The sequence below is a fragment of the Acinetobacter sp. 1566109 genome (assembly GCF_000582255.1).
Taxonomy (GTDB): Bacteria; Pseudomonadota; Gammaproteobacteria; order Pseudomonadales; family Moraxellaceae; genus Acinetobacter; species Acinetobacter nosocomialis.
The window spans coordinates 1-24,531 of record NZ_JEYB01000052.1 but is presented as its reverse complement, the minus strand read 5'-3'; the positions used below and the strand labels follow the sequence as shown (position 1 = coordinate 24,531).

Annotated in this window: 22 protein-coding genes and 8 pseudogenes; 18 read left to right on the top strand and 12 right to left on the bottom strand. The window is 39.8% G+C overall.

Annotated elements, in window-relative coordinates:
- Positions 1–166: 166 nt before the first annotated feature.
- Positions 167–418 carry a hypothetical protein gene (locus J582_RS20635; protein ID WP_000937271.1) on the bottom strand — a complete coding sequence of 84 codons (252 nt, stop codon included), beginning with the start codon at positions 416–418 and terminating at the stop codon, positions 167–169.
- 194 nt (positions 419–612) lie between these two features.
- Between J582_RS20635 and J582_RS20630 the strand changes: the two genes are divergently transcribed.
- Both J582_RS20630 and J582_RS26240 read left to right on the top strand, forming a co-directional pair.
- Positions 613–834, top strand: coding sequence for a helix-turn-helix domain-containing protein (locus J582_RS20630; RefSeq protein WP_004658364.1), 222 nt, complete (start codon positions 613–615; stop codon positions 832–834).
- A 251-nt stretch (positions 835–1,085) separates the two neighbouring features.
- A pseudogene (locus tag J582_RS26240) lies at positions 1,086–1,739 on the top strand (IS5 family transposase).
- A 246-nt stretch (positions 1,740–1,985) separates the two neighbouring features.
- Here J582_RS26240 and cadR read toward each other — a convergent pair.
- Positions 1,986–2,393: a Cd(II)/Pb(II)-responsive transcriptional regulator gene (gene cadR, locus J582_RS0105105; protein WP_001219642.1), complete on the bottom strand. Its 408-nt coding sequence runs from the start codon at positions 2,391–2,393 to the stop codon at positions 1,986–1,988.
- 95 nt (positions 2,394–2,488) lie between these two features.
- Here cadR and J582_RS20620 point away from each other — a divergent pair, with 95 nt between their 5' ends.
- The 5 genes and pseudogenes from J582_RS20620 to J582_RS27530 form a co-directional block, all read left to right on the top strand.
- Complete coding sequence (locus J582_RS20620) at positions 2,489–3,385, top strand: cation transporter (protein WP_009392494.1); 897 nt, start codon at positions 2,489–2,491, stop codon at positions 3,383–3,385.
- 57 nt (positions 3,386–3,442) lie between these two features.
- On the top strand, positions 3,443–3,874 hold the full coding sequence (gene lspA / locus J582_RS0105100) for a signal peptidase II (RefSeq protein WP_227556264.1): 432 nt from the start codon (positions 3,443–3,445) through the stop codon (positions 3,872–3,874).
- Between the two features lie 27 nt (positions 3,875–3,901).
- The gene (locus J582_RS20615; protein ID WP_000743262.1) at positions 3,902–4,834 is read left to right on the top strand and encodes an IS5 family transposase; all 933 of its coding nucleotides are present in this window, start codon (positions 3,902–3,904) and stop codon (positions 4,832–4,834) included.
- A 199-nt stretch (positions 4,835–5,033) separates the two neighbouring features.
- Entirely contained in the window at positions 5,034–5,363 is a 330-nt protein-coding gene (locus J582_RS20610) for a four-helix bundle copper-binding protein (protein WP_004827037.1), read from the top strand.
- A gap of 346 nt (positions 5,364–5,709) precedes the next feature.
- Positions 5,710–7,126: pseudogene (locus J582_RS27530) on the top strand (HNH endonuclease); the annotation flags it as partial.
- Positions 7,127–7,158: 32 nt separating this feature from the next.
- Here J582_RS27530 and J582_RS20595 read toward each other — a convergent pair.
- Positions 7,159–7,767, bottom strand: a complete 609-nt coding sequence (locus J582_RS20595) for a recombinase family protein (RefSeq protein ID WP_004726718.1) — start codon at positions 7,765–7,767, stop codon at positions 7,159–7,161.
- Positions 7,768–7,861: 94 nt separating this feature from the next.
- Between J582_RS20595 and J582_RS20590 the strand changes: the two genes are divergently transcribed.
- From J582_RS20590 to J582_RS20580, 5 genes and pseudogenes are all read left to right on the top strand, one after another.
- On the top strand, positions 7,862–10,828 hold the full coding sequence (locus J582_RS20590; RefSeq protein WP_004726714.1) for a Tn3-like element ISAcsp1 family transposase: 2,967 nt from the start codon (positions 7,862–7,864) through the stop codon (positions 10,826–10,828).
- Positions 10,829–10,844: 16 nt separating this feature from the next.
- A pseudogene (locus tag J582_RS0105095) lies at positions 10,845–11,063 on the top strand (ATP-binding protein); the annotation flags it as partial.
- Positions 11,064–11,180: 117 nt separating this feature from the next.
- Complete coding sequence (locus J582_RS20585; protein WP_009516421.1) at positions 11,181–11,534, top strand: recombinase family protein; 354 nt, start codon at positions 11,181–11,183, stop codon at positions 11,532–11,534.
- Between the two features lie 33 nt (positions 11,535–11,567).
- A pseudogene (locus J582_RS26235) lies at positions 11,568–11,813 on the top strand (HNH endonuclease signature motif containing protein); the annotation flags it as partial.
- A 552-nt stretch (positions 11,814–12,365) separates the two neighbouring features.
- Positions 12,366–13,598: an ATP-binding protein gene (locus J582_RS20580; RefSeq protein WP_009513514.1), complete on the top strand. Its 1,233-nt coding sequence runs from the start codon at positions 12,366–12,368 to the stop codon at positions 13,596–13,598.
- Between the two features lie 271 nt (positions 13,599–13,869).
- Here J582_RS20580 and J582_RS20575 read toward each other — a convergent pair whose 3' ends face one another.
- Positions 13,870–14,199 carry a DUF4236 domain-containing protein gene (locus J582_RS20575; RefSeq protein WP_000506885.1) on the bottom strand — a complete coding sequence of 110 codons (330 nt, stop codon included), beginning with the start codon at positions 14,197–14,199 and terminating at the stop codon, positions 13,870–13,872.
- A 208-nt stretch (positions 14,200–14,407) separates the two neighbouring features.
- Between J582_RS20575 and J582_RS20570 the strand changes: the two genes are divergently transcribed.
- From J582_RS20570 to J582_RS0105085, 3 genes are read left to right on the top strand one after another with little or no spacing between them, the layout of a single operon-like run.
- Positions 14,408–15,274, top strand: coding sequence for a WYL domain-containing protein (locus tag J582_RS20570; RefSeq protein ID WP_031956490.1), 867 nt, complete (start codon positions 14,408–14,410; stop codon positions 15,272–15,274).
- Between the two features lie 10 nt (positions 15,275–15,284).
- The gene (locus J582_RS20565) at positions 15,285–15,797 is read left to right on the top strand and encodes a BrxA family protein (protein ID WP_009387007.1); all 513 of its coding nucleotides are present in this window, start codon (positions 15,285–15,287) and stop codon (positions 15,795–15,797) included.
- Positions 15,776–16,282, top strand: a complete 507-nt coding sequence (locus J582_RS0105085; protein ID WP_009386988.1) for a S16 family serine protease — start codon at positions 15,776–15,778, stop codon at positions 16,280–16,282. The genes J582_RS20565 and J582_RS0105085 overlap by 22 nt, the downstream gene beginning before the upstream one ends.
- 123 nt (positions 16,283–16,405) lie before the next feature.
- Here the strand turns inward: J582_RS0105085 and J582_RS20560 are convergent.
- The 4 genes and pseudogenes from J582_RS20560 to J582_RS27525 all read right to left on the bottom strand — a co-directional run.
- A pseudogene (locus J582_RS20560) lies at positions 16,406–16,618 on the bottom strand (hypothetical protein); the annotation flags it as partial.
- Positions 16,603–16,761, bottom strand: a pseudogene (locus tag J582_RS26230) (IS5/IS1182 family transposase); the annotation flags it as partial. The pseudogenes J582_RS26230 and J582_RS20560, both read right to left, overlap by 16 nt.
- A gap of 254 nt (positions 16,762–17,015) precedes the next feature.
- The gene (locus J582_RS20555; protein WP_001067784.1) at positions 17,016–17,720 is read right to left on the bottom strand and encodes an IS6-like element IS1006 family transposase; all 705 of its coding nucleotides are present in this window, start codon (positions 17,718–17,720) and stop codon (positions 17,016–17,018) included.
- A gap of 179 nt (positions 17,721–17,899) precedes the next feature.
- Positions 17,900–18,133: pseudogene (locus tag J582_RS27525) on the bottom strand (hypothetical protein); the annotation flags it as partial.
- A 4-nt stretch (positions 18,134–18,137) separates the two neighbouring features.
- Here J582_RS27525 and J582_RS20550 point away from each other — a divergent pair.
- Both J582_RS20550 and J582_RS20545 read left to right on the top strand, forming a co-directional pair.
- Positions 18,138–19,049, top strand: a pseudogene (locus tag J582_RS20550) (IS3 family transposase); the annotation flags it as partial.
- A gap of 67 nt (positions 19,050–19,116) precedes the next feature.
- Entirely contained in the window at positions 19,117–19,629 is a 513-nt protein-coding gene (locus J582_RS20545) for a cytochrome b (protein WP_004761014.1), read from the top strand.
- 154 nt (positions 19,630–19,783) lie between these two features.
- On the opposite strand, the gene J582_RS20540 is transcribed toward J582_RS20545, so the two are convergent.
- The 4 genes from J582_RS20540 to J582_RS20525 all read right to left on the bottom strand — a co-directional run bounded on the left by J582_RS20540 (position 19,784) and on the right by J582_RS20525 (position 22,820).
- Complete coding sequence (locus tag J582_RS20540; RefSeq protein ID WP_004761016.1) at positions 19,784–20,485, bottom strand: VIT1/CCC1 transporter family protein; 702 nt, start codon at positions 20,483–20,485, stop codon at positions 19,784–19,786.
- 158 nt (positions 20,486–20,643) lie between these two features.
- Positions 20,644–21,348, bottom strand: a complete 705-nt coding sequence (locus J582_RS20535; RefSeq protein ID WP_001067790.1) for an IS6-like element IS1008 family transposase — start codon at positions 21,346–21,348, stop codon at positions 20,644–20,646.
- A 543-nt stretch (positions 21,349–21,891) separates the two neighbouring features.
- The gene (locus J582_RS20530; protein WP_000908082.1) at positions 21,892–22,179 is read right to left on the bottom strand and encodes a hypothetical protein; all 288 of its coding nucleotides are present in this window, start codon (positions 22,177–22,179) and stop codon (positions 21,892–21,894) included.
- 2 nt (positions 22,180–22,181) lie between these two features.
- On the bottom strand, positions 22,182–22,820 hold the full coding sequence (locus J582_RS20525) for an AAA family ATPase (protein WP_000585007.1): 639 nt from the start codon (positions 22,818–22,820) through the stop codon (positions 22,182–22,184).
- 402 nt (positions 22,821–23,222) lie between these two features.
- Here J582_RS20525 and repM point away from each other — a divergent pair, with 402 nt between their 5' ends.
- The gene (gene repM, locus J582_RS20520; RefSeq protein ID WP_002046604.1) at positions 23,223–24,161 is read left to right on the top strand and encodes a replication initiation protein RepM; all 939 of its coding nucleotides are present in this window, start codon (positions 23,223–23,225) and stop codon (positions 24,159–24,161) included.
- The last annotated feature ends 370 nt before the right edge of the window (positions 24,162–24,531 follow it).

Sequence of the window (24,531 nt, the reverse complement as noted above, 5' to 3'; positions counted from 1 at the left end):
TTTTAGTCTTTACTAAGGTCTAGTAGGAGTGAGTGATAAAGCAGGAACAAGAATTTATGCTTCATATACTCTGTAAATCGTATGAATTTGAATTAATAGGTATTTTAAAAGAAAGTTTTCTTTGATTTAGTGTTTTTATATAAAAAAAATAATTTTTAAAAATAACTTAGGCTAATTGATAAACACTATCTGGAAAGATTAAAAGAAAATATTTTTTAATTTCTGCTAATTCATTTAAGGCAGGTTCTCTTTCTAGCAGTTGAAATGTCCAAATAAGTACAGCCTGATGATTATCATAGCAAGTATTTACTCCAAGAAAATTAGCCAATCCATAACTTCTATTGATGTTCATTTCTTTAATTAATTGATTTCCTAAGTCACGAGCTTGCTGGCTGATTAATAACTCATTTGGTAACACGGCGGTCATCTCCACAAAAAAATCTAATGCAGGTTCAATCCTTATATTTAAAAAGTTATAATTTAATTGAAATGGATAAAATATACTTTCTATAAGTTGTAATAACCTGCTGTAGGTTAATTTTAGCAAAGTATTACTCAGGCAACAACTTCAAATAACCCACAGCAAGTTATTTTTTGTAAATTAATTTAAATATGATTACTTGTAAGTTATCTAGCCTCATGGGCGATAGAAAAATTTTAAAATTAAGTGAAGTGGTGCATGCAACAGGTATCAATCGCAACACGCTCACAAGTATGTATTATGACCGTGCTGTACGTATTGAATTACCAGTCGCCGATAAGTTGTGTAAGTACTTTAACTGTACGATGAATGATTTGTTTGAGTTTAAGGAAGAAGTTGAAGAAAAAGATTAACTTAATACTTCGTTTGATAAGTTTTTCGAAGAAAAAGACTAGCCAATACTTAGTTTGATAAGTTTTTCTCTGCAGATCTAATATTGAATTTTATAAAATATCATTACAAACAGATACTAATTTCATTACTTCTAAAATGAAATCAATCGAATGGTAGAGTTTTTTTGCTATTTGCATTTTAAGGTGGGATTTTGAGGCCTTGTTGCGCAAACCTACCGATAAGGTCTTATACAGCAATAGCCTACACCTAAATTTATCGTACACCGAATTGGTCATCCTACAATCATGCTTTGATCAATCATGGTAATTTTACAATTTGGTTTGATACTAAGATTCAATGATATTCGCAGTCACAAGGAAAACATGGTCGAAATCAAACTTATTCTGACATAGCCATTCAGTGCTATCTCATGATTAAATCCTTATTTCGTCTTTCTGTATGCATGGTGACTGGCTTTGTCCAAAGCTTGATTAAACTTTGCGGATTAGATTGGACAGCTCTGGATTATTCAACCATTCGCAGAAGACAAAAGCATATTGATATTCAAATTAGCTATGAAAAGAGTTGCAATGGACTGCATCTACTCGTTGATTCCACGGATTTGAAGTTCTTAGGTGAAGGTGAATGGAAACGTAAAAAGCATTAGCCGAAATATCGTCGCCAATGGCGTAAACTTCATATTGGTATAGATACTAAAACCCTGCTAGGTAGAACACTATGGAAAAAATGGTCAGGCTATCATCGCCGAAGTTTGGTCGAAACAAAGATGCACTGCATCAAATTATTAGGCGATAAATTAATGGCAAGAAGCTTTCCTAGTCAGATGAGTGAAATTCATGCTCGCGTAGCAGTCCTCAACAGATTTATGGAATTAGGCCGACCTAATACCCGAGTTGTAACTTAAATTTGAGTTGCTTAGGAAAACTCAATCTTTAAAGGCTTTATGCAACAAAGAACTTCGAAATTGATTTATGGATTATGAGCACCCTAAGGGCTTATAATTCAAAATATTTTCAATTATGGGGTGGTGAATTTTGGATAAGGTGAAAGCAAAAAAAAATAGGGTAAGCGGATTAAATGGTTGATCTTACCTTTGCATGAGAGTGAGGCAAACCGGCATCTCATCGGATTATCTGGTTGGCACTCCAACCTACTGCTGATGCATGCTTCCCTCGCTAATTCCAGCAAGAACCCCACACGCCTTAACTTCCCGGTCATCGTTGCAACGCGCTCTTAGTGAAACGAGTTGTTTCTCAAGCGCCTGTAGAGCGGTTATCTGCGAGCGCACATGAGAGATGTGATCATCGAGCAAGGCATTGACAGCGGTACAGGACTGATGAGGGTCGTCCTGATAGCGCTTTAGTTCGTGAATTTCTGCCAGTGACAGATCCAGGATGCGGCAGCGACGAATAAAGGCCAGCCGCTCAACGTGTTTCTCGGTATAGACACGGTAACCGTTCTCCTGCCGACCAGGCGGCGGCAACAAGCCCTGCCGTTCGTAGAAGCGGATCGTCTGTGTATCTACCCCTACTGACTGTGCCAACTGACCAATACGCATCGGGTTCCTCCGCAACGGATTCTCTACGCTATTGACATTATAGCTACTATATAGTTTTAAATGAAAACCCGATCACATTCAAGTGGAGTCATATCATGAGTAAAAACTGCGGAGGCCCCTGTGGCGACCATGCAAGGCCTGCGTCGGATACCGATATGCAGGCCTCCTCCGATGCGTCGGGGGAATGGGTCAGTGTTTATGCCGTGCCGAAGATGGACTGTCCATCAGAAGAGCGCATGATTCGCCTGGCCCTGAACGGCGTTGAGGGGATTCGGGCACTGTCCTTCGACTTGTCGAACCGCCGGTTGAAGGTCGTGCATGACGGTGAGGTCGAGCCCGTCACCTCGAAACTGAAGACCTTGGGGCTAGGCGCCTCGCTTCAGGAAACCGTCGCTGCAAATCCGGAGACCATCAAGGCCGCCGAGTTTTCGGCAGCTTCTGCTAAGCAAGAATCCGGGACCCTGCGCTGGTTGCTCGGCATCAATGCACTTCTGTTCGTGGTGGAAATGACTGCCGGTCTGATCGCCCGGTCCACTGGCCTGATTGGAGAATCCCTGGACAATTTTGCCGATGCGGCGGTGTACGGGCTTGCCCTTTATGCGGTTGGACATAGCGTGAAAATGCAGGTACGTGCCGCGCATCTTGCTGGTGTACTGCAACTGATCTTGGCTGTGGGCGTACTCATAGAGGTGGTGAGACGCTTTGTATTCGGTAGTGAGCCTGAATCGCTGGTGATGATGGCTATCGCATTCGTCGCATTGATTGCCAATACCAGTTGTCTGCTGCTCATATCCAAACATCGGGAGGGCGGGGCGCACATGAAGGCAAGCTGGATATTCTCGGCCAACGACGTGGTGATCAACCTGGGGGTCATCACCGCCGGCGCTCTGGTCGCGTGGACCGGGTCCAATTATCCGGATCTGATTATCGGCACCATCGCGGGGGTAATTGTACTTAACGGTGCTAGACGCATTCTGGCGCTCAAGGATTAAGCAATGTCCATTTTTGGCAAACATCTGTCACCGTACGCTCTGTTGTCCATATCGGGCCTGCTGGCAGCGTCTGATCAGGCCATAAAATGGCTGGTGCAACAATCAATGGCATATGGCGAGTCTATTTCAGTGACCTCATTCTTTAACTGGGTACACGTATGGAATACCGGTGCCGCATTCAGTCTTTTTGCGAATGGTGGAGGCTGGCAGCGCTACTTTTTTATCGGAATCGCGGTAGTGGTCTCGATTTTTCTGATCAAGCTGATCCTTGAAAATCGTCATAAAGGAGAAGCCATCGCTTACAGTCTTATCCTCGGTGGCGCCATGGGCAACCTGATTGACCGGGTCTTTCGCGGCTATGTTGTGGATTCCTTTGATTTCTATTGGCGAGACTGGCATTGGCCGGCCTTCAACCTGGCTGATATTGCAATTGTCCTCGGTGCCTTACTTTTAGTTTCCAGCGGCTTTGTTGCACAAACCTATCTGTAAAGGCTTTTTCAGCGATATAATTTTCAAATGAAGAAGCCTACACACAAAATCTACCGCACAACCAATTGGCCCGCATATAACCGAGCACTCATTAATCGCGGAAATATTGCCCTTTGGTTTGATCCTGCTACGCAATGGTATGCTCCATCAAAAGGCAAACAAGGGCGAAATCAAACCTACTCCGACGCAGCCATCCAATGCTGCTTAATGATTAAATCCTTATTCCGTCTATCTTTACGTATGGTCACTGGCTTTGTGCAAAGTCTGATTAAACTTTGCGGATTAAATTGGACCGCACCAGATTACAGTACGCTTTGTAGAAGACAAAAGCATATTGATATTGCAATCAGCTACCAAAAAAGTAGCGATGGGCTGCATCTACTCGTAGACTCTACAGGGATGAAGTTTCTAGGTGAGGGCGAATGGAAACGCAAGAAACATGGAGCTGAATATCGTCGCCAATGGCGTAAACTTCATATTGGTATAGATGCTAAAACCCTACAAATACGCGCTATTCAGCTCACAACCAATAATGTCTGTGATTCACAGGTGCTTGGTGATTTACTTAATCAGATTCCACAAGATGAGCAGATTGACTCTGTTTATACCGATGGAGCTTATGACACCAAGCAATGCCGTCAGGTCATTGCAGATCGGCAAGCACATGCGGTGATTCCACCTAGAAAAAATGCGAAACCATGGAAAGATACAAAGAGTAGCTCGCTAGAGCGAAATGAATTACTTCGAACAATTAAACGTTTAGGTAGGACACTATGGAAAAAATGGTCAGGCTATCATCGCCGAAGTTTGGTTGAGACTAAAATGCACTGCATCAAATTATTAAGAGATAAACTCAGTGCAAGGAGCTTTGATAGCCAAGTCAATGAGGTTCATGCACGTGTAGCAGTCCTCAACAGATTTACGGAATTAGGTCGACCACTTACCCAAGTTACGCCTTAAATTTGGCTCAATTAGGGGCGCTTTGCCTTTCAAATCTTTGTGCAACAAAGCCATTTGGAATATAAATAAGATTTAGTTAAAATTAACATTATTCATATAAATTAACATTATGTATTACATTTACTAATAATTTAAAATAATTAGTAGAAAAAAATTATGTTTTAATTATTTCTTTGATTATATAAGTTGAGAGTAAAAAATGATTAATACGGAATTTTCAAAGTGTATTTCTGCATGTACAAACTGTTCACTTATTTGTACTGAATGTGCAACTTCTTGTTTAAAAGAAAAAGATTTAGAGATGATGCGTGAATGTATTCAACGTTGTCTAGAATGTGCAGATATTTGTCAGTTATGTGTGCGTATGCAACAACATAACTCACCTTTCCTCAAAGAGATTTGTGAGCTTTGTGCTAAGATCTGTGAATATTGTGCGGAAGAGTGTGAAAAACATTCACATGATTATTGTAAAAAATGTGCTGAGGCTTGCCGTCAGTGTGCAGAAGAATGTCGAAAAATTGCCATGTAAAATACTTCAATAATGTTAATTATATGGCTCTAGACTAACATAATCATTCTACTAGTCTAGAGCCTTTCCTAAAATTAACATAATACACCTTATACGAAATTCTTATATTTTTTTCTTTATTTTTCAATGGTATAATACAATCTTTAAAGCCCCTTTTCTCCAATCGGGGCTTTTTTATGATTTATTACGTTCTCTAATCCCCCCATTTCTCTTAGGTCTCTTTTGTTAGCGCTGACTGGATATTGACGGTCATTTAATTCACAGCTTTAACCAAATCGAACTATATACATTTTCAAATTTCGTACTTGAGCGAAAGTAGGAAAGTGTTGCCTGGAGAGAATAAGAAATGGGTTCTACACGACTATTGACCAATATTATTCAGCGTAAAGTCATGTTGCCAGAAGAAATGTCACCTTCAATGCAGCGTGACAATTTTGAAGTGACACTGACTGATTTTGAAAAGCATCCAATCATCAAATGTTTATTTAAGGCGGATAACCAGCGTTCTACGGAATGTTGGAGCGTGCAAGAAATTGCAAACTTTATTGAGGATTGCACAGAAGATCAAAACATCAATTTATGCATTTTGTATTGGAAAGATATACACAGCAATATTTACATTATTGATGGAGCACATCGTCTTTCCTGTATCTATGCGTGGATCAATAGATATTTTGCGGATGAGCAAGTCCCTCAAGCACCTAATTTCAATGATCAACAAAAACAAGATATTCGTTACCTCCGCAATTATTTAGGAGATCTTGCTGATTTTCAAAAAATTTGTACTGATGCCGAATTTGCAGAAAAAAAAATCGAAATTAGGCGATATTAAAATCAGTTTCCGGCAGGTACTGGGGACTCCGGAAGATGCGCGACGGGTATTTCAATCTATTAACTCAGATACTAAACGTTTAGATAAATATGAGGAATATCACCTAAGAAATCGCGGTAGTGACGCGTATTATGCGATCTATGCCTGTTGTTATATCAATGACAATAAATCTAACCTAGAAGAGCTCCAATATACACGTTTAAATGAGTTGATTGAGTTAGGGGAGAGGATCCACCAGTTACTTTTTTCGACCATTTTATTAGACAATGAAATGAGTCATGGCAAAAAAATTGGCCTGGTCAATGAGCTGATGAATATCATTGCGGGTGATCAGATTCATAATATTATGAGTCTGAATCAGGGGGAGCGCGTTGAAAACCTAATGTCGCATCTGTTGACCATTCTTTGCAGAATAGCGACGCCTGTAAAAAATGCTGGGGTTCCGAGTTTGGGCTTACATCCATACTTATATTTTTATAAGGATCAGAGTTTTCAGATTACTTCTTTTCTTGCATGGTTTTCAATTGTGTATGAAATTCATGAAAGCCGCATGCAGATTCATCATCGAAAGATTAGTTTCAAGGACTTCACCCGGGTACGCCGTAGTATTGAGTTCTTGATCGCCAATTTCCCCGTGGCGACCACCGAAACGGTCGGCAAGTTCGGCAGTGGTATCAAGGGCTATGATCGGCTACAAATTGTCTATAAAGCCTTTATTTGCTTAAGCTTGGAAATGGAGGTTGATTTTGATGATGAGGAATGCCTGAATACCTTTATTCTGTCCATGTCTAAGGCCTTCAAGTACATAAACTTTAACGAGTTTTATGTCGAAAGATTTTTGGGTGGTTATGATGATGCAGTCGTCAAGCATGTGGTGGGATATGTGGAGTCGATTAGTCCAATTTCTCGGTCAAAGCCCAAGGCCTTTTCGGGGTCGTCTCAGGAAACGGAAAATATAGCACGCTAAGGATTTTCACTCCGACTTCTTTTAACGATATCCAACACGGTATTTTTGCTTAGATTGACCAGCCGACCGACTTGTCGATAAGAGTGTCCAGCAGACACCAACTCCAACACTTTAGGTGCCAGACGATCTGACTTGGTACGTTGACCAGGACGACGACCAAACACAACGCCCCGCGCTTGTGCCGCTGCTACACCAGAGCGCACACGTTCACGTAGTAAATCTCCCTCAAACTCTGCTAATGCAGACATCACAGAAGCCATGAGCTTTCCCTGAGATGTGGAAAGGTCAAACTGCAAACCTGTTTGTGCCACCAGAGATACCCCGAAATGCCCAAGATCTTGTAATGACTGTACGAGATCCACGGTGCTTCTGCCCCAGCGTGTCAATTCCGTCACCAAGATGGCATCGATTTCACGAGATTGCGCCATGGTCATCAAGTATTTTCTTTGCAATCTCTCATCCTTACTGCCTGATGCAGTTTCTTTCCAAACACCGACAACATCGTAGCCGCAACGATTGGCGTAGGCACGTAGGTCATATTCCTGTCGTTCGCAGGACTGATCGTTCGTTGATACTCGGCAATAAATGGCCGCATTCTGTCCCAATTGAACCTCCTTGCGAAATTGCAGCGCAAAGCTAAGCGTGGCGGTACAAAATAATGTACCTTTAATAGTTTAGTTTATTTGGGACTAATGAGCCATGCCGCGCCATTCTATTTTGTCGTCCACGGAATTGGGAAGCCTGTTCGAAATTCCAGATGATAGAGCTTTTATGCTTCAGCATTACACTCTGAGTGATTCTGATAAATCCATAGTCCATCAACATCGAGGGGCATCCAACAAGCTAGGCTTTGCAATTCAACTTTGCTACATGCGTTACCCTGGAGTGATATTGGGTATTAACGACGAACCATTCAAACCCTTACTTTTCATGATGGCTGCTCAACTTAGTATATCAGTGGACTGCTGGAATGATTATGGTCAGCGCGAGCAAACAAGACGAGAACATATTGCCGAATTGAAAAAAGTTTTTGGGTTCAAACTATTCACCTTGAGTGACTATCGGCAATCGGTCAATATGATGGTGGATTTGTCCCTTCAGACAGATAAAGGTCTTATTTTAGCCACAACTCTCGTTGAAAATTTACGACAAAAATCAGTCCTTTTGCCAGCTATAAATGCAATTGATAGTATTTGCGCAGAAGCAATCACATCTGCCAACCGCATAATTTATACTGCTTTGACGAGCTCACTTTCAGAAACTCATCGTCAAAATATAGATGCTTTGCTGAACCGTAAAGAGGGCAGCAAACTGACAATATTGGGGTGGCTTAGACAGTCACCAGCTAAACCAAACTCAAAGTACATGCTTGAGCACATTGAGCGGCTGAAGTGCTTACAAGCCATCGATCTACCTGAAGACATTGGAAAACACGTTCATCAAAATCGCTTACTGAAAATTGCTCGCGAAGGTGGGCAAATGACTCCTGCTGATTTGGCCAGATTTGAATCTCAACGTCGATATGCCACTTTGGTAGCAATCGTTGTGGAGAGTATGGCCACGATCACCGACGAAATTATTGACCTGCATGATCGCATTATTGGAAAGCTATTTGCTATCGCAAAAAATAAACACCAGCAACAATTTCAATCATCAGGTAAAGCGATCAACGACAAAGTGCGTTTGTATGGGCTTATCGGGAAAGCCTTGCTAGATGCCAAGCAAAATGGCAGTGATCCGTTTGCCGCCATCGAAACTGTTATTTCATGGGATGCTTTTGCAGCAAGTATTACTGAGGCAGAAAAACTGGCGCAACCCGAAGACTTTGATTTTTTACCACGAATTGGCGAGAGCTATGCAACTTTACGCCGTTACGCGCCAGAACTTCTTGCCATACTTAAATTGCGTGCTGCCCCAGCAGCAAAAGATATGCTTGCCGCTGTAGAGTTGCTCCGCAGCATGAATGTTGATAATACACGAAAAATCCCCTCTAATGCTCCAATAGCGTTTATCAAAAAACGGTGGGCAAGACTAGTCTTTACCGATGATGGTATTGATCGCCGCTATTACGAAATATGTGTGTTATCTGAACTTAAAAACTCGCTACGGGCTGGGGATCTCTGGGTACAAGGCTCTCGCCAATTCAAAGACTTCGATGAGTATTTAGTGACTGCTGATAAATTTAATCAGCTAAAACAGTCCAATGAGTTACCTCTAACCATTACTACTGATTGTGATCTATATTTGCAAAGTCGCCTTTCACTATTGGAGCAGAAATTAGCAATCATTAATCGCATGGCAGCGACCAACGATTTGCCTGATGCGATGATCAATCAATCTGGTCTAAAAATAACACCTCTCGATGCCGTGGCTCCTGATACAGCCCAAACTTTAATTGACCAAACAGCAATGCTGTTACCACATATCAAGATCACCGAATTATTAATGGAGGTCGATGAATGGACAGGCTTTACTCGACACTTCACTCATTTGAAAACGGATGACACTGCGAAGGATAAAGCGTTATTGCTCACGACCATACTGGCTGATGCAATTAATTTAGGGCTGACGAAAATGGCCGAATCATGTCCTGGTACAACTTATGCCAAACTCTCATGGCTACAGGCTTGGCATATCCGTGATGAAACTTATTCAACGGCATTGGCCGAATTGGTGAATGCTCAATTGAAACAACCTTTCGCTGAAAACTGGGGAGATGGCACTACCTCCTCATCAGATGGCCAACGCTTCCGCGCAGGTGGCAGAGCTGAAAGTACAGGACATATCAATCCAAAATATGGCGCAGAGCCTGGAAGGTTATTTTATACACACATTTCTGATCAATACGCACCATTTAGCAGTAAGCTGATCAATGTGGGCGTTCGTGATTCAACCTATGTTCTTGATGGGCTGCTGTATCACGAGTCTGATTTACGCATCGAGGAACACTACACCGATACGGCTGGATTCACCGACCATGTTTTTGCACTCATGCACATGCTAGGGTTTCGATTTGCACCACGAATTCGTGATCTGGGCGATACGAAACTCTATATTCCAAAGTCAGACATAGACTATGCCGCACTTAAACCCATGATTGGCGGCACACTGAATATCAAACAGATTCGTACTCATTGGGACGATATTTTGCGTCTGGCCGCATCAATCAAGCAAGGGACTGTCACAGCGTCGCTAATGCTACGTAAACTCGGTAGTTATCCACGACAGAATGGTTTGGCATTGGCATTACGAGAGCTGGGGCGTATTGAGCGCACACTGTTTATCTTGGATTGGTTGCAAAGCGTAGAACTACGCCGTCGGGTTCAAGCTGGATTAAATAAAGGTGAAGCCCGTAATGCATTAGCGCGCGCCGTTTTCTTTTATCGATTGGGTGAGATTCGAGATCGAAGCTTTGAGCAACAGCGTTATCGAGCCAGTGGCTTGAATCTAGTGACCGCCGCCATTGTATTGTGGAACACGGTTTATTTAGAGAGAGCGACTAACGCCCTACGAGGGCATGGTCGCACAGTCGATGATACCTTGCTGCAATATCTGTCACCGCTGGGGTGGGAGCACATCAATTTAACTGGGGATTATCTATGGCGAAGCAAAGCCAAGATAGGTGGTGGAAAATTTAGGCCATTGCGCGCAATTGAAAAACCTTAGCGTGCTATATTTTCCGTTTCCTGAGACGACCCCTATCATTACGACGAACTTGAGCTTCTCGGAATGGAGCAATGTATTTGGTGATGCTAAGTTGACGACTGCACTGCTGGATCGACTGACTCATCATTGCCATATCATCGAAACGGGTAATGAATCCTATCGTTTTAAGCAAAGCACGGAGGAAGCCAAGCAGCGTATAAAGAAACGAGAAGCAGAGAAAGGAGAGTTATTTTAACCGTCGATCAGTGAAGAAAAAGCAACAGCAATTGATCGATTTATCCACAGCAGTGTAGTACGCTACATTGCTTAAATGCCTGGTCAATATTCAACGAGCATCGCTGGTCAATATTAAGTGAGCGTCAACAATCTTGGGCATTTCGGGGTATCTCTGGTGGCACAAACAGGTTTGCAGTTTGACCTTTCCACATCTCAGGGAAAGCTCATGGCTTCTGTGATGTCTGCATTAGCAGAGTTTGAGGGAGATTTACTACGTGAACGTGTGCGCTCTGGTGTAGCAGCGGCACAAGCGCGTGGCGTTGTGTTTGGTCGTCGTCCTGGTCAACGTACCAAGTCAGATCGTCTGGCACCTAAAGTGTTGGAGTTGGTGTCTGCTGGACACTCTTATCGACAAGTCGGTCGGCTGGTCAATCTAAGCAAAAATACCGTGTTGGATATCGTTAAAAGAAGTCGGAGTGAAAATCCTTAGCGTGCTATATTTTCCGTTTCCTGAGACGACCCCTTTTCGGCATTAACCAAGAGTCTGCTTAAGCACAATTTTCTGGTGGGTAATCATAACTTTTGCCTCATTTGTGATGGATTGATCTATCTTGATTCTACTGAATCGGATCATCGGATTGCCAAAGCCGTAGGTGGGCAAGGTGTTCTAGAGAATGGTCTGCTGGTTCATCCCATCTGTAATAGAATGAAATCAGATCTGAGTCTGGAAGAGATTAGAGCGGATTTGTTTGGTGAATTACTGTATTAATCAACAGAGCGATGAGCTCATTTTTGCAGATGTATCAATGATTAATCACATGATTTAACTTTTGATACATTCAGCCAATGTGGTTATTTTTAATTCAGTCCAGAATCACAACCAGAAACTAGCTGTAGTTTCTGAATGACCGTCAAGGTCCTTAGTTTCGCCCATAGATTCCCTCTGTGGGCTTTTTTTTTGATCAAAAATTGTATAGATGCTCTAAAATAAACCTTTTAGCATTTCATAAGCAATTAGGATTAAGGCTGAGACCATCAGCACAACAAAAATGAGTTCCACTCTAGTTAACATCTTAGTTCCATTTACTTTTCACTTAATTTATATAGCAGTTAACTCGTAGCATCAATGAAATAACATGACATGGAAAATAATCAAAAAGACAGAATTTGGATTTTGATCAGATCTGCATGTTTACATGCTTCTACAGTAGCTTTGAATGTTTCACTTAACCTTTAAACTTTTCTTAAAACTAAATATATTTACATATACATTCTAAAATTTGATAGAATTTATTAAAACTTTAGATTCTAAGTGTAAATAATGAGAAGCGCTAATATTCGACGTGATGGCTACTTAAAATTTCTGAATACATGGCAAGACCGTGATGTCATTAAAGTACTTTCAGGTGTGCGTCGCTCTGGAAAATCCACCTTATTGGCGATGTTTCAACAAGACCTAAAAGCACAGGGTGTACAAGCCGAAAACATCATTGCCATCAACTTCGAATTTATGGAATTTGAAGAACTCACCGATTACCGTAAACTACATGATTATGTATTGTCCAAAGTTGATAAAAGTAAAAAAAACTATGTTTTTTTAGATGAAATACAACATGTTACAAATTTTGAGAAAGTAGTCGACTCTTTATATGTTCGGGATTATATCGATTTATATATTACAGGTTCAAATGCATTCTTTCTAAGTGGAGAACTTGCGACGTTACTCACAGGACGCTATATCGAGCAACATGTTTTACCCTTGTCATTCCAAGAGTTTAAACAGTGGCATATTGAAAATAATCCGATCATCCAACAATTATCCAATCGTGATTTGTATGCCATGTACACGCACAGTAGTTTCCCCTATACGCTTGCCATGACTAGTCAGCAGGAAACCTATGATTACTTGCAAGCGGTCTATGCCAGTGTAATGTTTAAAGATGTTATTCCTCGTTTGAATACTGCTGATATTAACTCTCTCGAGCGTGTCGCAAGATATTTGGCAAGCGTGACAGGCTCACCCATTTCCATCAATAAAATTAAAAATACCTTTGTTTCAAGCGGGGTTAAAATCTCATTTGAAACAGTAAAACGCTATATTCAGGGCTTACAGGACAGTTTGTTATTTTATAGTGCCGCACAATTTAAAGTACGCGGGCGTGAGTTATTACAATCCTCTGAAAAATACTATTTAGTTGATGTCGGATTGCGCCGGATTATGTTGCCTGATGCTAATGCTGATCAAGGTCATATCTTAGAAAATGTGATTTATCTTGAGCTTGTCAGACGAGGTTATACGGTCTATGTAGGGCGGGTTGATGAATATGAAATTGATTTTGTTGCTGTCGATACTTTACAGAATTTAACTTATTATCAGGTGGCATTAGAAACGCTCAATGAGGAGACACTCAGCCGAGAGTTACGTCCATTACAGAAAATTTCTGATTCGTATCCCAAATATTTACTTACCTTAGACACGATAGGGGCTGAAGCAAATTATAATGGTATTGTAAAAATGAGTGCTCTCGATTGGTTGCTATCTGAAAATAAGTAAAGTTGAGGGTAGACATGAATACTCTTATTTATTGATTAAAACTCAAAGACTTTTCAGCATCATCCAAGAATGTATTCAAGCATAATTTCTGCTCCAATTGTGATGGATCGATTTACCTCGATTCGATTGAGTCAGACCCTCATGATTGAGCCAGAGTCGCTTACTGAAAGTAGCGAGAATTGCGCTGGAGTTTCTGAAGGATATTAATTTCTTAGTTTGCCCATTCATCCATCTGGGCATTTTTTTTGATTAAAATACAATGCGGTTCTTGCTAAAAAATGACGGCACCCACCATAAAACACAATATTCCAAAAATAATCCAAGGCCAGATCTTTGTCTTCGGTTGTTCTAAATTCTGAGGATTATATTCCGTGTGTTCTAGCGATGTCGGTTGTGGAACACGGGTCTTTTTAGAGTAAGGTTGGTGTTTAGAGTAAGATAGTCCCGTACCTGGAATGCCGACACTGGTTCGCGTACCTTTTTTCCCAATATTTAGAGAAGCACCAGGTTTGCCAATGCTGGCACTGCTGATGCCTTTATGGGTCAGATTAATTTTAAAACCCGGGAATAATTTAATACTTTTACGAAATCTAAAACCCATATTGCTCTCATTCTAAAACTTAGCTCAATTCACGCGCTATACCAGGATCCATGATCTGCTAGAGATCGTACTTTGACGGCTATCATCAGGATACTAGTATATTTTTTATCTGATGATTGCAATACTACCTTTAAATACCGTCAAAAATCTTTACTGTATATTTGCTGTAGGGTAATCTTAAAACTGCTATTTATTGACTGATTGGTATATGACGACAGATAAGCATGAGGTGCTTCTTAGGATGCGGGCGATCGAGCTCCTTGCATATTGGGAAGGTCGTTTGGTTACCAATCGTTTGATGAGCTGGTTTGGACTGAGTCGACAACAGGCTTCTGCGGATATCAAGCGCTATAATACGCTGTATAACCCCGATGCCTTGATTCATGATCCCTCAGTCAAGGGTTATGTGCCTAAAGCCAGCTTCCAGCCTGTACTGACTACAGCGCATATCAATGAATATCTCAATATGCTCTCGGGCTTGGTCAGTGAATCGCATGCCCTGATTGCGATGCCAGAACCGAATCTTGCAGCAGTTCAATTACCTGATCGCAGTGTGCGTCCTGAAGTCATCAGGGAAGTGTTGCGTGCCTGTCGAACACAAAGCTGTCTCAAAATTATTTATGCCTCCATGCAGAATCCGCAGTGGCATGAACGCATGATTTCCCCACATACCCTGGTGTATACCGGTTTTCGCTGGCATGTCCGTGCCTATTGCCATCAGAGCAAGCAGTTTAAGGACTTTTTACTCTCCAGAATTGATCGCACACCTGTTGTGGTGGCGATTGAGTCAGTAGACCCTGCTCAGGATCAGCAATGGCATGAAGAAATTGTACTGACGCTGATCCCGAATCCAAAATTGAATGAAGCTCAAAAAGCGCTGGTCGAAAAAGACTTCGGCATGCCTGATGGCAGATTACAGATTCCGGTGAAAAAAGCCCTGGCTCACTATACCTTGCAGCGCTATCAGGCCGCGATCACGCTGGCTGAGGCGGATGATGCCTTGAAATATCCCTTGGTACTACAACGCTCAGATATCGAAAAGCTGTCGTCTTACCTGTTTGATCAGGCCTCATAGGAGATTGGCCATGTTAGAACAATTTCATTATGACAGTGACCTGATTGGTGGCTCCCTGATGGTGCGTGAAAGCCGGCTGATCGCGGATCTGTTATTACGAGAAGCGACTCCAGAACAATGGCATCAGGCCATTCAGATTGACAATATTCTGCAAAAAAGAACTGCGGCTTCGGCGCAACGCAATGCCACCGCTATTCGCAAGCGCCTGGAGCGTTTAGAACCTGATTTCTGGAAAGCTTTGCGTGATGGCGATGATGAGCTGGCGACCCAGGTGGCTTTTTGTGGGGCTTTAGAACGGAACCTTTTACTGATTGAGTTTATGGAAACGGTGATGAGAGAGGCCTATATCTCTCAGGCTCAATACCTGGACAGTTATATCTGGTCAGATTTTCTGGAGAAGAACATTTTGTCTCAGTCAAAGAGCAGGGTGGAGGTGGACTTATTCCCGAAGGTCCTGCTAAACCAGGCTTCCTGTATACCATTGGCCTCAGTAATAAGGGCATGCCAGGCTTATACCGCTTAGAACTTCAAGTCACTAAAGGTTCAGGAAAATTGGCGACATCTGGCTTATGGAATTCAAGTAGTGCCAAAGAGCAGGTCAAGATTGCTTTTGATTACTTCAAGGCCAATGCATCCCGGATCTCGGGGGGGAGTAAGGTGCTGGAACATGATTTCCATTTACATGTGGTGGAATTACAGAATACCGGCCCGCTCAGCCATCTTGCTCTGCCAAGTTTAGTGGCTTTCGCTTCTGGCCTCTTAGGACGATCGGTTCAAAGTCAGATGGTGGTACTGGGTGATATGAGCTTGGGTGGTTCAGTGACACCGGTGGAAAGTATTGCCGAATGTCTGCAAGTTGCTTTTGATGCGGGTGCCAAGAAGGTTGCTTTGCCAATGAGTAGTGCGGCAGATATCCCAACGATTCCTGTGGAACTGTTTACCAAGTTCCAGACCAGCTTTTATGCAGATCCGGTAGATGCTGTGTTTAAGGGGCTAGGGGTGGATTAATTTCATATCTGTCTGGAAGAGTTACAGTAGATTGTTTTAAATTCAGTTTCTCAAGTTAAACACCATGTTGTAAAAGCATAATACTGCCTCTTTTAAAGAGCTAGTATTTTAGGGGGGATTACCCTTCATTTTTTCTTGATCAGATATCTGTTGTATTTTGACAGGATTTTGTTGATCTAAATATTTTTGATACCAAACACGCAATGTTTCAGGAGTACAACCGATTTTAGGATCAATAGCTGTGATTGCTGCCCAAGTAGAAGGATAATCTTTTTCAGATTCAATTAGGGTCTGTTGACATTTACTGTTCATAATTAAACCTATAAAGGTAGCCATAAAAATATACAGGCTAAGGCAACAGCACTTTGATAATTTCTTTTGAGCTTGTCATATCGAGTAGCTATCCCTCTAAATTGTTTTAATCTACAAAACATATTTTCAACTAAATGCCTGATTTTATATAAATACCAGTCCATATGATAACAATAAGATAACGATGATCTGACCAATTTAATTTCTTTGCAATTCGCTAAAAAATACACATAAGAAAAACCCAACCGAATATACTCAGGCTAGGTTTTATCTCATTATTTTTCAAGTCAGTTCTAGTGAAATTGGCTAAAATTCAGCTTGTATTTCAATGTCGAACTTAGAAGTTGTATTCAAGACCTACTGTGAAGTGGCACTGTTGCAAATAGAGATTTGAGTCGATGATGTTCCCTTTAAAAAGTACTTAGAGACCGAAAACCCTGTTGATTAGACACACTTCACCCTGAGGCTGACCATAATAAAATGACGATGCTTGTCCTTTACGTAGTGCACGCATGACTTCAATACCTTTAATTGTGGCATAAGCCGTCTTCATAGATTTGAATCCTAATGTGGCCCTGATGATCCGCTTTAGCTTGCCATGATCACATTCAATCACGTTATTTTTATACTTAATCTGCCTGTGCTCAAGGTCTGGTGGACATTTACCTTCCCGTTTTAACCGTGATAAAGCACGTCCATATGTGGGTGCTTTATCCGTGTTGATCACTTGTGGAATTTGCCACTTCTTCACATTATTTAAAATTTTTCCAAGAAAACAATATGCTGATTTGGTATTACGTCTAGAAGAAAGATAAAAATCAATGGTATCGCCACGTTGATCGACTGCACGATACAGATAAGACCATCGTCCATTCACTTTTACATAGGTTTCATCAATATGCCACGAGCTCAGATCTGTAGGATTACGCCAATACCAGCGTAAACGTTTTTCTATTTCAGGAGCATAACGTTGAACCCAACGGTAAATAGTCGTGTGATCAACATTCACACCCCGTTCGGCCAGCATTTCCTGCAGTTCACGATAGCTAATGCCATATTTACAATACCAGCGCACAGCCCAAAGAATGATTTCGCCCTGAAAATGCCGACCATGGAAAGGATTCATATGCTGCACCTTTAGCTAAAACAGTCTTCAGCTTACCATTCGTGGTTATTTGCAACAGTGCCCTTTTTAAAGGGAACATCATCGACTCAAATCTCTATTTGCAACAGTGCCCTCTAATCTTAACTTCAATTAAATGCTCAAATAAAAGAGTAATTATAAATGAGTCCTTGCGATTTAAGTTATTCATCGTCTTTGTGATGATCATTATCTAATAGCTTACAAGTAAAAATTATTGCTAATATGACTAGGCTAGAAGAAATACCAGCATATAAGTTGGCTAAAGTTCCACCAAAAACAACAATATCTTCTAAAAACAAGATGACTATAACTATAATAGATACATGTAATATAATAACTTTTAGATCATGAAACTTATTAATTGATAGTGTCTTAAGAAAAGAACTATTGTCAAAGAGAATTCTTAAAAAAAGCAGTAGCGTACTTTGCCAAAGAAAGTCAGTGAGGTACGCCTGCATGAAACAGTATAAAGATACATACCCAATCACCATGATGGCGAAGCTGTTAAAAGTTTCAGTATCAAGATTTTATGAGTGGTTGAAAAGTGGCTTAAGCCAAAAACAAATTCGAAGAAATCAGCAGACTATCATGGTGAAAATAGCACATCAGGAGACCAATGAAAGCTATGGCTATATTCGCCTGAGTAAGCATTTACACGCTCAAGGTGTTCAAATTAGCCAATATGCAGTACGTACAATAAAGAAGGTCAATAAACTCTTTTGCAAGCGCCATAAGCGCTTTAAAAGAACAACAAACAGTGATCACAACCGTCCCGTCTACAAAAACTTATTAGAGCAAAAATTTAACGTGAGCACTCCAAACCACGCGTGGGTAAGTGACATTACCTACATTTGGACAAACGAAGGATGGCTATATCTGGCTGCTTCAAAGGATCTTTATACAAAGCAGGTTGTTGGCTATAGTCTAAATGAACGTATGACAGCACAGTTGGTCTGTGATGCTCTTAAAATGGCTATTCGGAATCAAAAACCGCCACAAGGCTTAATTGTTCACTCAGACAGAGGCAGTCAATATTGCAGTCATGTATATCGAAATATGATTGAAAAATATGATTTTCAAGGTTCAATGAGTAAGCGTGGAGACTGCTTTGATAATGCACCAATTGAAAGCTTCTGGGGCATATTAAAGAATGAACTTATACACCATCGTACTTATGAAACGAGGGAAAAAGCGAAAGCAGATATTACAAAATACATAGAGCTATTTTATAATCAGCAAAGAATCCAAAAAGGATTGGATTTTAAGACACCAAATCAAATGGCAGAGGACTTTTACAGGTTGGCTGTCTAGAATCCTCCCAAGCGAAAGCCTCCGTTTTTATCAACACACATCAATATTTAAAATTCAGGAAAAAAATATGAACAATAATTATCCTAAACCTATGATAATAATGCACTGGATTACCTTTGTTTTAGTTGTAATTGTATATTTGACGAGTGGAGATCCAACAAGAACAGGTTTGCAGGGCCAGATTCATGTTATAGGTGGAATTTCAATATTTATTCTATTTTTCGTGCGGTTGAGTGTTGTTTTTCTCTATAAAAGAAGTATTCCTCAAAATGAGATCATTAATCCGTATCAAATAAAATTATTTAAAATTGTCAGATTTACGCTTTACGTAAGTTTATGTGTCGTTCCAATAGCGGGCTGGCTTGCATTATCGAGTTTCACTGATAACTTCCAAGTATTCTCTTTAAATTTGCCACTTTTGAGCAGTGTTAGAGAGGTTAAATATATTGGTCAGATGCATCAATTTTTAGGTAACTTCTTTATTACAGTCGTAGGTTTACATGCTTGTGCTGCATTAATCCACCATTTTATTTTCAAAGATAATGTATTAAAAAGTATGCTTTTTAAAAAAATGAAATGATTTAGATCTATAACTATAGAAAATAGGCATATTGTTCACCTAGAACAACATGCTTTATTGATATAAAGCATGTCAGATAGGTCAGGTATTTCTATAGACTTATTATCTATACTCCTCATGGAGTGGGAATATTTGGATTATACAAAAAAGGATCTTATGCCACCGCAACATTAAATAATGATCCAATCCAAGCACTGAATAACATGGCAATAATACCCCAAATCATTACCCGAATCGAACCTCTCCAAATACTGGCGCCGCCCGCATAACTGGCCAAGGCACCCATAATTCCGAGACTTAATACCCCAATCAGCATGACGCCTTTCTCTAAGTATCGCTCAGGCAGAAGCATAATTGAAATTAAAGGAAATAATGAGCCTACAGTAAATGCAATGGCTGAAGAGAAGGCAGCACGAAACGGCTGGGCAGAAGTATGATCTGAAATACCAATTTCATCACGCGCATGTGCATCTAAAGCATTGTGTGCAGTCAGTTGTTGCGCGACTTCTTGCGCTAAAGCGGGTTGTAATCCACGCTGTATGTAAATATTTTTTAGCTCATTTAATTCATGTTCAGGATGGCGTTGCAGTTCACGTTCTTCCATCTGCAGATCATTCTTTTCAATGTCTTGTTGCGATTTAACGGAGATGTATTCACCTGCAGCCATCGATGCAGCTCCAGATATTAATCCGGCGATACAGGTCACCAGTACAGTATGGGTAGATGCTCCACTGGCTGCGATTCCCACCACGAGACTTGTGACTGAAATAATCCCGTCATTTGCCCCCAGCACAGCTGCACGCAACCATCCCGCACGTTCGATGTAATGTTTTTCAATATGATAAGAATGGCGCACAAGGTATATCCTTTTTGTTATCAGGATGATTATAATAAATTTATTTCATCTGTAGAGATTATTATTGGCTAATTTCAAAAACCGTGATTAAAAGGCAAAAAAATTTGGCACTGTTGCAAATAGAGATTTGAGTCGATGAAGTTCCTTTTTAAAAGTGCTTAGAGACCGAAAACCCTGTTGATTAGACACACTTCACCTTGAGGCTGACCATAATAAAATGACGATGCTTGTCCTTTACGTAGTGCACGCATGACTTCAATACCTTTAATTGTGGCATAAGCCGTCTTCATAGATTTGAATCCTAATGTGGCCCTGATGATCCGCTTTAACTTACCATGATCACATTCAATGACATTATTTTTATACTTAATCTGCCTGTGCTCAATATCTACTGGACATTTTCCTTCTCGCTTTAACCGTGATAAAGCATGGCCATAGGTCGCTGCTTTATCTGTATTGATGACCCGTGGAATTTGCCATTTTTTCACCGTATTGAAGATCTTTCCTAAAAAACAATAGGCTGATTTACTGTTCCGTCTAGCGGAAAGGTAAAAGTCAATCGTATGACCCCGTTGATCAACTGCACGATACAGGTAAGTCCATCGCCCCTTCACTTTGATATAAGTCTCATCCATATGCCATGAATGTAAATCTGTAGGATTACGCCAATACCAGCGTAAGCGTTTTTCCATTTCTGGAGCATAACGCTGAACCCAACGATAAATTGTGGTGTGGTCAACATTCACACCTCGTTCAGCGAGCATTTCTTGAAGTTCACGATAGCTGATGCCATATTTACAATACCAACGAACAGCCCAAAGAATGATTTCACCTTGAAAGTGCCGACCATGGAAGGGATTCATCTGCTGTATCTCGAAATAAATAAGATATTTAGCTTATCATGTCAGCCTATTTGCAACAGTGCCTATGCGAGCAGTTACTTATACTGCTCTTTCTCATGTCCTAAAAGCCTTTGACCATGTCAAATCGCAACATTGAGGTTATCTTGTTTTGGAATAAGCGTGGTCATTGTATGAAAGTGTTGATACATGATGGACTGGGTATTCAAAGCTCTACGGTTGAAACAAGCAACATTTCACTGGACTCAAACTCATCATAGTGAAACAATTACAAGCATTGATTCAGAGTTTCGCTTGATAAAGAATTTGACAATGTGCATCAAACATCATGACATCAATTCAGTCAGCCAAGCTGAATAGCCTAGATCCGTGTCTGTGCAGAAAAGGACGCCTTCATATAAAATAACTCAAATAGATAAATTACCACCACACTGCTAGAGCCTGAGCTGAATTTAAAAATATCTATAGGGTTCACCGGGGACTTACAGTAAATTTAACTTGGATAAAAAATATCCCCCTTAAAAAAGTGGGATATTTTTAATTTATTTATTTATTTAATATTTCTTTTAATTCATCTGCACTATATGTCGATAAATTTTCTATAGCTGCTCGAACAATACTTGAACGATTTATTCTTGCATTTTGCCCTTTTACAACCAGCTCATCAATTAGTTTACTAATATCTTCATTGAGAGAAAAAGTGTAACGAATAAATTTTTTTTCACTTGATTCTAAAGCCTTTACCCTCTTTTCTGCACCAGATATAAATGCATCTAACATTTTATCTTGTTCAGTAGGTTCAGGTTTTTTGTTTAGCCCAGTTAAACCAGCCATAGTTATACTCCTAAAAACTCTCTTGCAATACTTTCAATTTCAGCTTTCGCTTTAGGATCACTATTTACTTCAAAAACCGAAAGCCCATTTTCATCTGCATCATCATAAACATTTCGATTTGTTGTGATTGAATTCAATGCATCAATACCAAATGATTTGCATGCCTCTTTTGCATCTAAAATTCTTTGAACTTGAGAAGGAAGAGTTGGACACTGAGTAATAATTGCTCTAGCTTTCAGATTTGGATTTACTGTCTTTGCTAATTTTAAAACTTGTTCCATATGATCTAAAGTTTTTAGATCTCTTCGTTTGGGTCTAAACGGCAATAACATATGTGTAGCTATAGTCATTGCTGAACGTAATGCTTCAGAATCCTGTCCACCTGCATCAATGATAATATCTTGGTATCTTTTATCTAAATCTTTTAAAACTGAACGTATATTCCCTGATGCTTGTACTGATGGAATATTATTTAATTCATCGTTTTCATCTCTTTCTTTGACCCAATCTGTTGTTGTTCCTTGAGGGTCAGCATCTAATAAGAGGACGTCTCTTTGACTTTGTTGTAAGTAAACTGCAAGATTTTGAGCTAAACAGCTTTTACCAGCACCGCCTTTTTCACCACCAACTAAGATAATCATAATTTATGTAAGTTACGTAAGTTTGTTTGTGTATAATTTAACGGTGATTTATGAAGTAATCAACTATCATGAAAAAAAAATTAAAAAAAAGTTATCCACAAAAGAATGGTCTTTTTGAATTTATATATATTTATTTAAATTTATTATTTATATCTCTGCTCAAAGCTTGACTAGCAAAGGGATACAGGAAGTATATGTTGACAAATTCCTACCAATAAGTTGACTTTTTCCTGTTTCTGAGTTGACATATTCCTACCAATAAGTTGACTTTTTCCTGTTTCTAAGTTGACAAATTCTGTGCATAAGTTGACAAATTCTTTTATTAAAAATACTTTCATTTGTGGACGTTAAGTAGTATTGTCAATATATCTATTTATAACATTTTCCTTAATATATCTCCCTATGAGTAACATAGTATATAAAGATAATAATTTGGTTGAAGCATCGTATTCACTAAATCTATCTGAGCAAAGGCTAATATTAATTGCGATCATTGCTGCTCGAGAAATTGAGAAAGAACTTACTTCTGATACTATACTTACGATTCATGCTTCTGAATACATGAAACAGTTTAATTTAGGACGTCAAGCATCTTATGAAGCGTTACAATCTGCATGTGATAATCTTTTTGAACGGCATTTGAATTATAAAGCAGTAGATCCTATAACTGGAAAAATAGGAATATACAAAAGTAGGTGGGTTTCAAAAGTTGGTTATGTTAAGGAAGAGGGATGCGTCCAACTAATTTTTGCACCAGATATTATCCCCTTATTTGTAAAACTTGAAGAAAAGTTCACAAGATATGAACTTAAACAAATCTCACCACTTACAAGCATTTATGCTATTCGCCTGTATGAGTTACTCATACGTTGGAGATCAACTGGTAAGTTATATATTTCTATAGATGAGCTTAGATCAAAACTCGGATTGATAGAAGATGAATATAAAAAGATGGGAGACTTTAAAAAAAGGGTTCTTACCGTAGCTTTAAATCAAATTAACAAATTTACGGATATTACTGTTTCTTATATACAAAAAAAGGAGGGAAGAAATATTTCAGAATTACATTTCATGTTTGAAGAAAAAGAACAAAATAAAACGAGTACAAGTGCTCCTTTAGAGCCAACTTATAAATTGACAGCTAAGCAATGTATATTCTTTGCTAAAAAGCTATGTGATATTACTAACTATCCAAAATTTGGTAATGATTTCGCACATCGTGGAGAGACTCTAGAAGACTTTCAGGAAAGGATATCAAGTGATCTTCTTGATAGCGATAATGTTAGAAAGTATTTTTCTTATTTGTTAGAAGTTGGTTATGCTCCTAAATACAAGAAGTAACCCTTTAGTTAATTGTCACTTTAAACAAAAGACCACGCCCTTTCATACTAAGTTTTTAATTAAGATTGCTTTCATGTGATTTTAATATGAATTAGCATAAGTTACATAACTTATGCTGGTTAAGTAACCACCTATCCTGCCTTTATAATTTATTGCTGCAGTTCTCATCATCATTGGAATAAGTGGACAGATTCCTGACACGGAATACTATAACTGAGGTCACCTAAATAGGATGCATAAGTTATGCAAGTTACGCCACTTAAATAAGTTAAGGCGCTAAAGCGATAAAAGCTACATGATAGCCAGTACTGAGCACTGGCGATCTAAGTCAATGCTGCAGTTCTCATCATCATTGGAATAAGTGGACAAA

Bases quoted from the DNA above. Each gene is read 5' to 3' on its own strand.
- cadR (WP_001219642.1), bottom strand. From the start codon at position 2,393: ATGCGTATTGGTCAGTTGGCACAGTCAGTAGGGGTAGATACACAGACG.
- J582_RS20590 (WP_004726714.1), top strand. From the start codon at position 7,862: ATGCCGCGCCATTCTATTTTGTCGTCCACGGAATTGGGAAGCCTGTTC.
- J582_RS20545 (WP_004761014.1), top strand. From the start codon at position 19,117: ATGAACAATAATTATCCTAAACCTATGATAATAATGCACTGGATTACC.
- J582_RS0105085 (WP_009386988.1), top strand. From the start codon at position 15,776: ATGCCAGGCTTATACCGCTTAGAACTTCAAGTCACTAAAGGTTCAGGA.
- J582_RS20610 (WP_004827037.1), top strand. From the start codon at position 5,034: ATGATTAATACGGAATTTTCAAAGTGTATTTCTGCATGTACAAACTGT.
- J582_RS20530 (WP_000908082.1), bottom strand. From the start codon at position 22,179: ATGGCTGGTTTAACTGGGCTAAACAAAAAACCTGAACCTACTGAACAA.
- J582_RS20570 (WP_031956490.1), top strand. From the start codon at position 14,408: ATGACGACAGATAAGCATGAGGTGCTTCTTAGGATGCGGGCGATCGAG.
- J582_RS20565 (WP_009387007.1), top strand. From the start codon at position 15,285: ATGTTAGAACAATTTCATTATGACAGTGACCTGATTGGTGGCTCCCTG.
- J582_RS20630 (WP_004658364.1), top strand. From the start codon at position 613: ATGATTACTTGTAAGTTATCTAGCCTCATGGGCGATAGAAAAATTTTA.
- J582_RS20535 (WP_001067790.1), bottom strand. From the start codon at position 21,348: ATGAATCCCTTCCATGGTCGGCACTTTCAAGGTGAAATCATTCTTTGG.
- repM (WP_002046604.1), top strand. From the start codon at position 23,223: ATGAGTAACATAGTATATAAAGATAATAATTTGGTTGAAGCATCGTAT.
- J582_RS20620 (WP_009392494.1), top strand. From the start codon at position 2,489: ATGAGTAAAAACTGCGGAGGCCCCTGTGGCGACCATGCAAGGCCTGCG.
- J582_RS20615 (WP_000743262.1), top strand. From the start codon at position 3,902: ATGAAGAAGCCTACACACAAAATCTACCGCACAACCAATTGGCCCGCA.
- J582_RS20555 (WP_001067784.1), bottom strand. From the start codon at position 17,720: ATGAATCCTTTCCATGGTCGGCATTTTCAGGGCGAAATCATTCTTTGG.
- J582_RS20525 (WP_000585007.1), bottom strand. From the start codon at position 22,820: ATGATTATCTTAGTTGGTGGTGAAAAAGGCGGTGCTGGTAAAAGCTGT.
- J582_RS20580 (WP_009513514.1), top strand. From the start codon at position 12,366: ATGAGAAGCGCTAATATTCGACGTGATGGCTACTTAAAATTTCTGAAT.
- J582_RS20575 (WP_000506885.1), bottom strand. From the start codon at position 14,199: ATGGGTTTTAGATTTCGTAAAAGTATTAAATTATTCCCGGGTTTTAAA.